At 62.3% G+C, this 13,191-nt stretch carries 11 protein-coding genes; 6 read left to right on the plus strand and 5 right to left on the minus strand.

Annotation, left to right across the window (positions count from 1 at the left end; all coding sequences use genetic code 11):
• Positions 1 to 20 precede the first annotated feature (20 nt).
• The 3 genes from ACSBPU_RS00260 to ACSBPU_RS00270 are packed head-to-tail and all read right to left on the minus strand — an operon-like array spanning position 21 to position 3,647.
• Entirely contained in the window at positions 21 to 1,001 is a 981-nt protein-coding gene (locus ACSBPU_RS00260; protein WP_442594503.1) for a Bug family tripartite tricarboxylate transporter substrate binding protein, read from the minus strand.
• A 42-nt stretch (positions 1,002 to 1,043) separates the two neighbouring features.
• A complete protein-coding gene (locus ACSBPU_RS00265; RefSeq protein WP_442594505.1) occupies positions 1,044 to 2,051 on the minus strand; it encodes a Bug family tripartite tricarboxylate transporter substrate binding protein in 1,008 nt (335 codons plus the stop codon).
• A 33-nt stretch (positions 2,052 to 2,084) separates the two neighbouring features.
• Positions 2,085 to 3,647, minus strand: coding sequence for an acetolactate synthase large subunit (locus ACSBPU_RS00270; protein ID WP_442594507.1), 1,563 nt, complete (start codon positions 3,645 to 3,647; stop codon positions 2,085 to 2,087).
• 168 nt (positions 3,648 to 3,815) lie between these two features.
• On the opposite strand from ACSBPU_RS00270, the gene ACSBPU_RS00275 reads away from it, so the two are divergent.
• From ACSBPU_RS00275 to ACSBPU_RS00300, 6 genes are read left to right on the plus strand one after another with little or no spacing between them, the layout of a single operon-like run.
• Positions 3,816 to 4,847: a glycoside hydrolase family 88 protein gene (locus tag ACSBPU_RS00275; protein WP_442594509.1), complete on the plus strand. Its 1,032-nt coding sequence runs from the start codon at positions 3,816 to 3,818 to the stop codon at positions 4,845 to 4,847.
• 2 nt (positions 4,848 to 4,849) lie between these two features.
• On the plus strand, positions 4,850 to 6,028 hold the full coding sequence (locus tag ACSBPU_RS00280; RefSeq protein ID WP_442594511.1) for a CaiB/BaiF CoA transferase family protein: 1,179 nt from the start codon (positions 4,850 to 4,852) through the stop codon (positions 6,026 to 6,028).
• 38 nt (positions 6,029 to 6,066) lie between these two features.
• Positions 6,067 to 7,197 (plus strand): acyl-CoA dehydrogenase family protein, encoded by a 1,131-nt coding sequence (locus ACSBPU_RS00285; RefSeq protein ID WP_442594513.1) that lies wholly within the window; start codon positions 6,067 to 6,069, stop codon positions 7,195 to 7,197.
• A gap of 12 nt (positions 7,198 to 7,209) precedes the next feature.
• Entirely contained in the window at positions 7,210 to 8,340 is a 1,131-nt protein-coding gene (locus ACSBPU_RS00290; RefSeq protein ID WP_442594515.1) for a CaiB/BaiF CoA transferase family protein, read from the plus strand.
• A 40-nt stretch (positions 8,341 to 8,380) separates the two neighbouring features.
• Entirely contained in the window at positions 8,381 to 10,063 is a 1,683-nt protein-coding gene (locus ACSBPU_RS00295) for an AMP-binding protein (RefSeq protein ID WP_442594517.1), read from the plus strand.
• A 31-nt stretch (positions 10,064 to 10,094) separates the two neighbouring features.
• Positions 10,095 to 10,721 (plus strand): TetR family transcriptional regulator, encoded by a 627-nt coding sequence (locus ACSBPU_RS00300; RefSeq protein WP_180071409.1) that lies wholly within the window; start codon positions 10,095 to 10,097, stop codon positions 10,719 to 10,721.
• Positions 10,722 to 10,807: 86 nt separating this feature from the next.
• Here the strand turns inward: ACSBPU_RS00300 and ACSBPU_RS00305 are convergent, their stop codons facing one another.
• Positions 10,808 to 11,560 carry a GntR family transcriptional regulator gene (locus ACSBPU_RS00305; RefSeq protein WP_442594520.1) on the minus strand — a complete coding sequence of 251 codons (753 nt, stop codon included), beginning with the start codon at positions 11,558 to 11,560 and terminating at the stop codon, positions 10,808 to 10,810.
• 48 nt (positions 11,561 to 11,608) lie between these two features.
• Positions 11,609 to 13,189, minus strand: coding sequence for an AMP-binding protein (locus ACSBPU_RS00310; RefSeq protein ID WP_442594522.1), 1,581 nt, complete (start codon positions 13,187 to 13,189; stop codon positions 11,609 to 11,611).
• Positions 13,190 to 13,191 lie beyond the last annotated feature (2 nt).

A 13,191-nucleotide genomic window follows, 5' to 3' on the forward strand; every position in this document is an offset into this window, starting at 1 on the left:
CCATGCCATGCAAATCGCTTCTACTGAATTTTTATATTCTGTTCTTTGATGATGGGGCCCCAGCGTTTGACTTCCGAATCAAGAAACGCCTGAAACTCTTCCGGTGTGCCGCCTCCCGGAAAAACGCCCGCAGAGGTGAGCTTCTCGACGACCTCGGGTGAGCGGATCGCCCATGTGATGTCTTCGGAGATCTTTGCGATCACTTCCTTGGGCGTGCCGCCTTTTGTGAAGATGCCAAACCACGCCGCCGCCTGGAAGCCCGGGAAACCCTGTTCGGCAATGGTCGGTACATCCGGCAGCCACGGAAGGCGCTTATCCGACGTAACGCCCAGGGCGACGACGCGTCCGCTCTTGATGAGTTCGAGCGCCCCGTTGTCGAACATGGCCTTGATGCGGCCGGCTACCAGGTCCTGGTGCGCGGGCGAGCTTCCTTTGTACGGGATATGCTGGAACTTGATGCCTGACTGGCTTGCGAACAGTTCGCCACCCAGGTGAGTAAAGGTCAGCGTGCCAGCGGAACCGAAGGGAATGGGCTCATCGGCGCTGCCTTTGTATTTCTTGATGAACTCACCCACGGTCTTCACGTTCATACCGGGATGCGTGATGAATACGCTGGGCACCGAAGTGAGCAGCGTGACGGGCGCAAGGTCTTTCTTCGTGTCGTAAGGAAGGGAGTCCATGACCAGCGGATTCAGCGCAAAAGGCATGGCTGTCATCAGCAGCGTGTAGCCGTCGGGCGCCGAATTTGCAACTTGCAATGTGGCGATGACGGTATTCCCGCCAGGTTTGTTTTCCACAACGACTTGCTGTTTCCAGCGCTCGCTGAGCTTCTGGGCCAGTATGCGTGCCTGGGTATCGGTGGTGCCGCCCGGCGGGTAGGCGACGACCAGTCGGACGGGACGTGTCGGGTAATCCACTGCTTGGGCAATGCCCGGGGCAATCACGCAGGTGGCCAATGCAAGCGCCGACAGCGTCTTGCCGATGAGGGAGGTTTGTCTCATGTGTTGCGTCCTTTGGAAGCTATTGAATTTTTCTTGAGACCATTACATGGCCTGGATGTTGGCGTCGCTGATCATTTTCTTCCAGCCTTTGCGCTGGTCGACAAGAAACTGCTGCGCTTTCGCTGTCGATTGCGGCGGCACGACGAGGGATGCCGTTGCTTCTATGCGCTTTTGAAACTCGGTGTCTTCGAGCAGGCCGGCAAGCGACCGTTGGAGCTTCTCCAGGATTTCTTCAGGCGTGCCGCTGGGGGCGAACAGGCCTTTCCAGGACCACGGCGCAAGTTGATCGAACTCTTTATATCCCAGCTCCGACATGGTCGGTACGTCGGGAAAAAGCGGAAGGCGCTTCTGTGCCACGACGCCCAAGGCGTTCGCTTTGCCGCCCGTTACCAATGGGGCCGCCGTGATGGCCGTATCGAATACCGTGTCGACCTGGCCGCTGATGACGGCGGCCAATGCGGGCGCGCTGCCGTTGTAGGGCACATGGACCAGGCTGTCCAGGCTCGCCGCATGCTTGAATGCTTCGCCGGCTAAATGAGTGGAGTTGCCCATGCCTGCCGAAGAGAAGCTGATCTTGTCGGGGTTCTTTTTCGCATAGTCGACGAGCTCCTGCACCGTCGTGATGCCCCGGCTTTTCTCGACGAGCATCAAGAAGGGAAACTCCGATACGACACCGATCGGTGCGAAGGCCTTTTCGGGATCGTAGGGAAGATCTTTGTACAGATACTGGCTGGCGACGATATCCGATCCGCCGATCAACAAGGTGTATCCGTCGGATTTGGCTCGTGCAACATAACCGTTGCCGACCGTACCGGCAGCGCCGGGTTTGTTTTCGACGACGACGGGGACGCCGAACTCTTTGGAAAAATGCTGCGCAATCATGCGTCCGATCTGGTCTGTCGAACCGCCTGGGGCGAATGGGACGACGATGGATATGGGTTTGTCTGGATATGCGGCCAGCGCGGGGCTTGCCGCCAGGGCTGTCAAGCCGCTGGATAATCCGACCCCCAGCCATTTCTTGAGAAAGTTGAAGCTCCTTTTTTGTTGCATGCGTGTCTCCTTCGGGTAGCGGTTATGTGATGTCTACAGCAGTACTTCAATCAGATTCGGTCCGGAGCTGCGCAGCCCGTTGCCAAGGGCTGCGGCAAAGCCGGCCATGGTGTCGACTCGTGTGGCGGACAGGCCATGTCCTTCGGCCAGGCGCACCCAGTCGAGCGAGGGCGAGCCGATGGACAGCATTCTTTGGGCGTTGGTGGCCGGAGGCGGCCCGCCCATGGCGTCGAGCTCGCCGCTCAGGATCTGGTATTTACTGTTTGCGCAAATGACGACGGTGACATCCAGGCCTTCGCGCGCCATGGTCCAGAGCGCCTGCACGGTGTACATTGCACTGCCGTCTCCGATGATGGCCACCACCTTTCTGTCGGGGCATGCCACTGCGGCGCCGGTGGCGCAAGGCAGCCCATAGCCGATGGAACCCCCGGTGATTTCGAGCCAGTCATGCGGTTGAGCCACCGCGGCGGATGACTGCAGCTGTCTGCCCGTCGTAATGGCTTCGTCGACGACAATGGCATTTTCGGGAAGCAGCGCCGCCAGCGCACGCCCCATGTCCTGCGAATTGGGCACGCCGTCGCTCCACGCCGGCGATGCGCCGTCGCTGACATAAGCCACCTGGCCCGGCATGCCGCCGACTGCGTCGTTCAGCTTGGCCAGAGCCGCTTCCACGTCCTCGTCTTTGGTTGCCAGCGTTTCCACCTGGCAGTCGGGATGAACGAGAAAACGCGGCTTGTCGGGATATGCGAAGAATGCGACCGGCTTGATGGCGTCCACCAGGATGAGCAGGCGGATGTCTTTCAGTGCATCGAGTGCCCCATTGATGGGATAGGGGATCTGTGGAATGTTCACCCGGCCAAGACCTCGCTCGGAGCGTGCGTTCTTGGTCTCGGCCAGAAGCTTGCAGCCGGTCCGGGCTGCGATCTGGCCGGCAAGGCGGGGCGACAGGCCGCGCATCGCGCGTCCACCCAGAAGCAGCGCGACCGATCCGGGGGCATGGGTATTGGATTGCAGCAACCTGGCAATGGCTTCGATGACCGAATCCGCCGGTGTCGGCGCGGGCCGTTGCGGCAGCTTCCGGACGCCGCCGGACGTGCTCGGGCCCCAGGCCGCGTCGGCCGGAAGAATGAGCGAGGCGATGCGGGCCGGAGTGCCGGAGGCGGCCTGGACGGCGGCCGCCGTGTCGTCCGGCGCGGTCATGGACGATGCGCAGGTACGCACCCAGTGCGATACGGGACGGGCAATGCCTTCGATGTCCGAGGTCAGCGGGGCGTCATTGGCGATGTGGTCATGCGCATGCTGCCCGATGATGTTCACGATGCCCGACTGGGCGCGTTTGGCGTTGTGCAGGTTGGCAAGCCCGTTGCCAAGGCCTGGCCCCAGGTGCAACAGCGTGGCGGCCGGTTTCTGAGCCATCCGGAAATACCCGTCTGCTGCACCGGTTACCACGCCCTCGAACAGGCCCAGCACGCAGCGCATCTGCGGCACCCGGTCAAGCGCCGAGACAAAGTGCATTTCCGACGTTCCAGGGTTGGCGAAACATACCGAGACTTCGTTGTTGAGCAGGGTATGCACCATGGATTCCGAACCGTTCATTCCTATGTTCCTTTATTGATGGTCATGCCGTGAAGCAGTGTGTCTTGCGCGGGGTCATGGTGTTTATTTGGCAGCATTTGCTTGACAGTGCCCATCCGGCGCAAATAACATACTATCCACATAGTATTCATCATGAAAAGGGAAGTCAAGATGTATTTGGAAGAATTGGTGAGCCGAGTCAGTGGGTACATCAGGGCCAATCCGAACGAGCGCGATTGCTGGCAGAAGGGCCCGGCGCTCACGGGCTTGCTGGTCTGGGATATGGAGGAATACCGGCCGGTGGCCAAAAAATGGATAGACCGCGCCGTGGCCACGCAGAAGTCCGACGGCAACCTCAGCTACGGCGATTGGCACACGTCCAGCGGGGGGCACATCCGCTCTTTCACGCCGCTTGCAAGCGAGACTTCCGCTGTCGGCGCGCCGATGCTCGATCTGTATGCGCGCAACGGCGACTGCCGCTACCTCGACAGCGCGGCCAGGCAGTACCAGGCGTTGCTCGACGCCCCCCGGACGTCCGAAGGAGGCATCTGGTCCAGGGGCGAGGGCCCCGAGCTCTGGATCGATTTCACCTATCTGATGTGTCCGTTCATGGCCAAGTACGGCAAGCTGGCCGGGGACCAGGGCGCGACGGACGAAGCGTTCAAGCAGTTCGAGGTGCATGTGCGCAGGCTCGTGGACGCCGAGTTCAAGCTGGCGCGACACGCCTGGTGCGAAAAACCCAATCATTTCCCGCAATCCACATTCTGGGCGCGTGGCAATGGCTGGCTGCTGGCGTGCTGCGCCGAGTTGCTGCGCATTGCACCGGACCACGCGGGGGCGGCCTTCGTGCGCAAGACCTACGCCGATACCCTGGGCGCCATGTCGGCCATGCAGGACGCGTCGGGATACTTCTTTCATGTCCTGGACGACCCGCTTTCCAATCTGGAGGCATCCTCGACCCTCATGTACGCCTATGCCGCGGAAGAAGCGGTGCAGCTGGGCATACAGGTGCAGGGCTATACGCATGCCGAGTTGCGCGACAAGGCGTTGCGCGCGTTCAAGGTGGTGGCGGGCGGCGTGGAGAATTCGGGCAAGGTGCCCGGCGTGGCCATGGTGCCCGGCGGCCCAGGCGTGCCGTTCGACTGGACCTTGTTCGGGCAGGGATTCTTCCTGCTGGCGGCCTACGTGCTTCGTCCCCACTTGACCGACCTGGAGGCCTGAACATGAGCGCTACGAAACCAGAAAGCAAAAACGCCGGGGCGCGCCGGCCTCTCGAAGGGATACGAGTCATCGATATGTCACGGCTCGCACCCGGCCCGTACTGCAGCATGCTGCTGGCGGATCTTGGTGCGGAGGTGATCGTGGTGGGCGGCGGCCGGGCCGGCAACCCCATCGCCACGTTTTCGCGTGGGAAGCATTTCATCAAGCTGGACCTCAAGGCGCCGGAGGGCCGCGAGGCGCTGCAGCGCTTGTGCCGCACCGCAGACGTATTTCTCGAAAGCTTCCGCCCGGGCGTGTCGGCGCGATTGGGCGCGGGGTATGAAACACTCAAGGAAATCAACCCTCGCCTCATCTATTGTTCCTTGACGGGATACGGCCAGGAGGGGCCCCTGGCGCAGGAAGCCGGGCATGACCTGAGCTACCTGGCCCTGACGGGCGTGATGGGCGCGGTCGGTCCGAAAGACGGCCCTCCCTCGGCGCCCTTGAACCTGCTGGCGGACTTCGCTTCCGGCAGCTTCATCGCGGCGCTCGGCATCGTGACGGCCTTGTTCGACAGGACCCGCACGGGGTCCGGTCAGTACATCGATACCGCCATGATTGACGGCTGCCTGTCATTGATGGCGATGCACTGGCCGGTCTGGAAGACGCCGATCCTGCCGGAGCGCGGCGATGGACTGCTGGCCGGCGGCGCCCCTTATTACCGCTGCTATCGCTGCGCGGACGGCAAGTACATTTCCGTGGGTGCGCTGGAGACCCAATTCTTCACGAATCTCTGGACCACCATGATGGGCACGCAGGTGCCGGACCACATGGACATGCGCATCTGGCCCGACATTCGCGAAGCATTCGAAAACGCCTTCGTACAGAAACCCCGGGACGAATGGACGAAGCTGTTCGAGGGCAAGGATGCTTGCGTCATGCCCGTACTGGCACCGGATGAGGTCTGGTCGCATCCGCATATCGCCCAGCGCCATGCCGATAGTTCTCCGGAGAGCGTGCCCGTCGTTCCTCGTTTCGGAGGCTCGTCTTTCCGGCCGCCGGCAACGAATACGGCCGACCGTTCCGATGAGATCCTGGCCGGCGCCGGATTGACGCCTGAGGAAATCGCGCTGGCAAGCCCGGAGTCGGAACGCAATCGGATTCCTTCCCGGACCTGGCCGCCCAAGATGACCTCGTTCTAAACCATGAATACTTGCTATCGGATTCTCAGGAGAAATGCGTGAAGATCACCCACTACGATGAAATGTACGGCTCGTTCCGGGACCAGGTGCGCCGGTTTGCGAAGGAGAAGGTCGCGCCCTTCGCGGCCAAGGTCGACGAAGAAGAGCGTCCTCCCATGGAGGCCTACGAAGCCAGTCTCGCGCTCGGCCTGCCGGGCCTGCCTTTTTCCGAGGAGTTCGGTGGCCAGGAAGGAGACGTACTGTCGCAGATCATCACGGTGGAAGAGCTGGCGCGGGTTTGCGCTTCGTCGGCAACGACCGTCTCCACCTGCTGGATCATGATGCTGGTGCAGCGCTTCGGTTCAGACGAACAGAAGCGCCGCATCATTCCTTCCGTGGTCCGCGGCGAGCAGCGCTCGGCCTGGGGGCTGACCGAGCCCAAGGGCGGTTCGGATCTCATGGGCGTGGTGACCTCTGCGAAGCGGACGGCCAACGGATGGCTGCTCAATGGTACGAAGCGCTTCATCACCAATGGCGGCTGGGCGGATTGGTACCTGATCTTCGCGCGCACCGAGGGTGACAAGTTCGGGATCTTCCTGGTCAACAGGCAGGACCCGGGGGTTTCTTTCGGCGCGCCGGAGCGCAAGATGGGCTTGCGCGGCAGCCCCACGTCGGACGTCATCCTGGACGATTGCCTGATTCCCCTGGACCGCGTGGTGGGCGATCCCGTGCGAGGCGGCGAATACATCCGGGCCGGGCTCCTGGCCTCCAGGCTGAAGTACGCGGCTCACGGGCTGGGCATCGCGCAAGGGGCGCTCGACGAGGCCGTCGCCTATACCAAGGGCCGGGAGCAGTTTGGCCGGCCGGTGTCCGACTTCCAGATGGTGAAAGGCATGGTGGCGGACATGGCCATGAAGGTGGAGGCGGGGCGGGCGTTGTTGATGCATGCCGCCACGCTCGTGATGAACGATGATCCGGGCGCCAAGAAATATGCGTCCATGGCCAAGGTCATGTGCACCGACGCCGCCATGTCGGTGGCGACGGATGCCGTCCAGCTGCATGGCGGCTATGGGTATCTCAAGGATTATCCGGTGGAACGCATGCTGCGCGATGCCAAGGTCACGCAGATCTGGGAGGGCACGAACCAGATCCAGCGCCTGATGATCGCCAAAGACGTCTATGCGGGTTGAACGGAGCGCGACATGTCATCGGTATTGGAAGGCATCAAGGTACTGGAGCTTTGCGAAGTGTTTCAAGGGCCGCTGGCCGGGCAGATATTGGGCGACTTCGGCGCCGATGTCGTCAAGATCGAGAAGCCGGGCAAGGGGGATTCCCTGCGCCACAGCGACACGGTTGCGGCCGCCCGGGGAAAAATGGGCGGATACTTCGCGGCCGTGAACCGCAACAAGCGCTCCATCTGCCTGAATCTGAAGGACGAGAACGATCGCGCGGCATTCATCGAGCTGGTGAAGGAGGCCGATGTCCTCATGCACAACTACCGGCCGGGTGTGCTGGAGAAACTGGGATTCGGCTACGACAGGCTGGAGGCCTTGAATCCGGGCCTGATCTATGCCGCAGCCAGCGGCTTCGGCGAGACGGGCCCCCTGTCCGGCATGGCGGGACAGGATTTCCTGATCCAGTCGATCAGCGGCCTGGGAAAGAAGACCACCGCCGGCGGTGACCATCCCACCTTCATCAACGTGCCGATCGCGGACTACACATCGGGCGTGCTGCTGGCGCAGGGCATATTGCTGGCGCTCCTGGAACGCGGCCGGTCGGGGCGCGGCCAGCAAGTGAATGTTTCATTGTTCAGCGCGCTGATCGCCATGCAGAGCCTTGAGGCGTCGACTCTCCTGAACTATGATTACGAAACTCGATGGTACGAGCGGGCCTTGAATTTCACGGCTGAGGCAAGCGACGGCTGGCTGAGCGTCATCGGATTCTTCCGCGACAATCCCTTGCAGCTGATCTGCCGAGCCCTGGGCATTGAAGACCTTTCCCTCAGGCCGGAATGGCAGGACAAGCATGCGCAGGCGCGTCACAAGGAAGAAATCGCAGCCGTGCTCAGACCGCTCTTTGGCGGCATGACGGTCGAGGAAAGCGTCAACCGGCTACAAGGCGAGGGGGTGCTCGCGGCGCCCATCCTCGGATTGGACGAAGCGCTGGCGCACGCACAGACCCACGAAAACGGCCTGGTCACGGCGGTTCCGGTCGAAGGACAGGAAGACATGCGCCTGGTGGCCAATCCCCTGAAGCTTTCCAGGACGCCGGCAACGATCCGGCGTGGGCCGCCCGCGCTCGGCGCTCATCGAGACGAGGTGCTCAATAGATAATACTTAATTGAACGGGCAGGGATCGACCAAGGTGCAGGACATGATTGCGATGAAGGAGCAGGGCGGCTCGACAGCCGGTACAGCGGCCCTGGCAGTGCCCGACAAGCTCGACTCGGCCTGGACGGTGCCGGGCATACTCAAGGACTCCGTGCGGCGGTATGGCTCCCGTCCTTCGCTCGAGGTCGTGGGCGGGGTGTCCGAGACCTATGACCAGACCTGGGAAAACGTTTCGTATCTGGCCAGATGCCTGTTCCAGCAGGGTGTGCGCCCGCAGCAGCGAGTGCTGATCATGCTGGCCAACACGCACCTGGCAGTGCACGGCTGGCTGGCGGTCAACCTGATCAATGCGGTGGACGTCAGCATCAACACGGGATACAAGGGCCAGAGTCTGGAGCATGCGGCCAATCTCAGCGCGGCGCAGATCCTGATGACCACTTCGGATCATCTGCCGGTGATCCTGCGTTCACAATCGCGGCTTGCGCATCTGCGCACCATCGTCCTGATGGACGACGCCGACCAGGCCGATTGGCCCACCGACGCGCCTTTCAGCATCCTGCGCTTTCGCGATCTGGAAGCTGCGCCGCCGGACTGCCTTGCCGCCCAGGCCGCCATGCCATGGGATATCGGATCCGTGATCTATACCTCCGGCACCAGCGGGCCCGCCAAGGGCGTCATGATGCCCCATGGCCAGATCGCTCTGCTTTCCAGGCTCTCGGCCGCCAAGACGAGCTTGCAGGCCGACGATATCTTTTTTTCCTTCTATCCCATGTATCACATGGCGGGCAAGTTCATGTCGGTGCTGGCCACCTTGTCGGTCGGTGGCAGGATCGTCCTCGATACGGGCTTCACGCCCGGCGAATGGCTGAATCGAATCCGGGCCTACGGCGCCACGATTACCGCGGCGCACGGCCCCATGCTCGAGATGGTATATGCCCAACCGCCTTCCGACTCCGACAAGGACCACCGGCTGCGCCTCATCCGCACGGCGCCTTTTCCCAAGCGCATTGCCGCGGCCTTCGAGGCCCGGTTCGGCGTTCGGGGGCAAGAAGTCTGGGGCATGACGGAAACCGGGGTGGCATGCTGGGTGGATCCCAATGAACCCTTGCGGGTGGGCTGTTGCGGCCGGGTGGACGAAAGCTGGTTCGACTTCGCGGTGGTCGATCCCGCCACGGACATGAAACTTCCCGCCGGAACGGTCGGCGAATTCCTGCTCCGGCCAAAAGTGCCCTGGACCATGATGCAGGGCTATCTGGGCATGCCGGAGAAAACGCTGGAAGCCTGGAGGAACTTCTGGTTCCATACGGGCGATTGCGGTTATGTCGATGCCGACGGCTATGTGTATTTCGTCGATCGCGCAAAAGAGCGGATCCGGCGCCGCGCCGAGAACATCTCCGCGGGCGACATCGAAGCCGCGGCGCTCGCGCATCCGCTGGTCAAGGAGGCGGCGGCGCTTGGGGTGCCCTCCGGGTTCGAAGGCGATGACGACATCTTGCTATGCTTGGTCATGAAGCCGGGGTTCGAGCTGGATCATGTGGATTTCTTGCGGTTCCTGATCGGCGAGCTGCCTCATTTCATGGTACCGCGCTACTTGTGCCGCATGGCTGTGCTTCCCCGGACGGCGACCGGCAAGCTGCAAAGGGCCATGCTGAAGGATGTTATGGCCCAGCCCGATGTCTGGGATAGAAAGCGCGCCGAGGTGGCGCTGCGTGACCTGACCGCCTGAGGAAAGGCATCATAAAAGGAATGGCATTGTCATGGCGAGCAAAAGAGGCGACAGTGAAGTAAGCATCGAAAAAATCGAAAGCGCGGCTTTGCAGCTTTTTGCAAAAAAGGGCTATTCGAACACCAGCCTGGAGCAGGTGGCAGCGGTGGCGGGCTTTACCAAAGGGGCCGTTTACTACTACTTCAAAACGAAAGAAACCCTGTTGCTGCACTTGCTGGCGCGGATCCAGGAACGTTCCATCGTGGCGACGGCCGCCCGCGTCCGCGCAATGCCGGACGGGGCGGTGCAGAAGCTGGAGGCCTTTGTGCAACTGCAAGCCCAGTGGGCCGCCACCTACCCCAATGATCTGGTGATCCTGGTGCTGACCAGCCTGGAATTCCACAATGAGGATACGCCGGTGCGCGAGGCCGTTCGTGATTATTACCGGCACATGGAGTCCTTGCTGACCGAGGTCTTTACTGCCGGCAAGGAGTCCGGGCAGATCAATCAGAAGGTGGATATCAGCGCCGCCGTGCTGGCCAACATTGCGCGCCATGACGGCAACATGCTGCTTTGGCACCGCAGCGGATGCGACCCGTCGGTTGGCCGCGTGCTCACGTCCGCTGCGCGCCACGCCGTCAGGCAGTTCGGCGTGGAGTCCGGGCAGGTGGTGGCGTAGGGTGTGGGGTCAGACCCCGTATGGCATAGAGTAGTTGGGGTCAGACCCCGTACGGGGTCTGACCCCTTGACCCCGACCCCTTGGTCTTAGCGCGCCAGCATGTCCAGCTCGAGCTTGACGAACTTCGTCGGAAATTCCAGCCGGGCGTAATAGATGATGATGCCGTCGGCGCAAGCGTAGCGGACGACTTCCGCCACGCTTTCGCCGGGCTGAAGAAGCAGGGCGTTGGCGGACTGGAAGCTGGCGTTGATGATCGTCAGCCGCTGGCGGGATTCCGATATGGTCAGCCCCGGGATGCGTGCGATGACGGACGCGGCCGCTTGTGCGAGGAAGGCTTTTCGGTGCTTGGTGAAAAGCTTGTCGGCGACGTAGACCTCGCTGTAGCAATAGGGCACGCCGTCGCTGCTATGCAGCCGGCAAAGATATTGATAGGAGGGCGCCGGCTTGCCGCTGCATGCCATGTTGAAGGCCGGCAGTTGCTTGGCGCTGCGCTCCGACTCCACGAATCGATGCGTACCCAGTACGTCGCTGAGCGCGACGGCTTCTTGCCAGCTGGTCGGCAAAGAAAGCGAATACGCCGCATTGCTTCGACGTTCGACGAAAGTCCCTTTTCCCCGGCGCCTGGAAATCAGGCCGTCTGCTTCCAGAACGCTGAGGGCATTGCGTAGCGTCATGCGCGACACCTGATAGGTCTGCATGAGCTCCAAGAGGGGCGGTATCTGGTGGCCGACGGGCCACACGCCGGAGTCCAGGCAACGCCTGAACTCTGTTGCCAGCTGCAGGTAGAGCGGCTGGCGGCTGCGGCTCATGGCCGCTTGGTTCGAGCTATGGTCGGACATGGTGTGCTTCTGAAATCGCAAGGCGGGATCCGCAGCCGGGAAGTCGTGTCAGGTGGTATTCAGCAGCCTGAGCGCCATCTCCTGGAGCTTGCCCCGCTGGATTTTATTCGAGTTGGCGCTCTCTACAACCGGAAAGGCGTCGACGACGCCCACCCTGAGGGGCACTTTGAAGCCGGCCAGCTGAGCCTTGCAGGCAGCGATGATGTCTTGTTCCCGCAGGACATCGCCGGGTTGGGCGATGACAAACGCAACGGGCACGGTCTTGTCTTCATGCGCCACGCCGACCACCTGGCAATTATTCACGCCGTCAAGGCTTTCGATGAAGTTTTCGATCTCCAGCGGATTGACCAGGAAGCCGCTGAGCCGCAGGAAGTCGCCGCGCCGGGCATGGAAAACGAAGCTGTGATCATCGACCGTATGGCCCAGGTCGCCGGTGCGAAAGTAGCCCTCGGCGTCGATGGCCTTGGCTGTGGCCGCTTCGTTGTCCAGATACCCTTTCATCAGGCTGGGCGCAAGGATTTCGATTTCACCCACTTCGCCGTGCGGCAGGATGTCGTTCGTTTCCACATCGCGTGCCCGGACGCGAGCGTCGGGCGCCACCAGGTGTCCGCCCGCGCGCTGGCGCTCGGACAAGGGGGCATCCACGGCTTGACCGGCAGTCAGCGCCTGCAGCTCGCTGGAACCATACAGGCCGACCAGCTTGATGCCTGCCTTTTCCATGCGTTCGGGCAAGTCTTCCAGCGAGGGGGCGAAGCTGGCGAAGCCCGCCACTCGCAGAGAGGGGAAAGGCCGGTCCTGGCCTTCGGCCGCGTCGAGGATGCGATCCAGCAGTTCGTTGTTGGCGAAGGTGTGCGTAACGCGTCTTTGCTGGATCTGCGTGGCGCATTCCGCCGGATTCAGGATGGGCGACGAAACCAGCGGCGCGCCGGCCGCCAGGCCGCCAAGTGCGGACGAGAATCCAAACGCCCCGCACAGCGGCGCGCCGAGCAGGACGGCGTCGTCCGGCCCAATGCCAAAGTAGCGCGCGACATTCTGCCCATGGCTGATGAGCGTTTGCTGGTCATGGACCACCAGCTTGGATTGCGACGTCGTGCCGGAGGTCGTGTAGACGAGGGCATACGCGTCGCCGGGCGCATGCGGGACCGCCTTCAGCGCATCAGGTGCAGCCGTATCCGAATAATGGAATGAAGCGGCGCCCGCTACGACCGGCTCATCGTTCGCTTCCCCCACGACCATGACCGCCTTCAGGCTTTTCAGTTGATCGGGCTCGACATCATTCAGAATCTGCCGGAACGGCAGGCCCTTGAAGGCGGGCCACATGACAAGCCAGCGGCATTGCCCCCGTGCAATCAGGTCGCCCACTTCGCGGCTGCGAAAGCGCGTGTTCATGGAGACGACGGTAACGCCGAGGCGGGCGCAGGCCAGAAAGGTCGCCAGCCAGGCGGTGCAATTGGGCAGCCATAGCGCCAGCCGGTCTCCCGGGCGGGCTCCCTGCGCATGCAGCAGGCCGGCGACACGGGCTGACTCGGCAAGCAGCTCGCCGTACCGGACCGGCCGGTCAATGTCGTAGAAGGCGATGGCCTCGGGGCGCCGAGCGGCGTGTTGTTCGAGTAGCGTTGCAAAGTTCATGG

It is taken from the genome of Parapusillimonas sp. JC17, assembly GCF_052180245.1.
Taxonomy (GTDB): domain Bacteria; phylum Pseudomonadota; class Gammaproteobacteria; order Burkholderiales; family Burkholderiaceae_B; genus Parapusillimonas.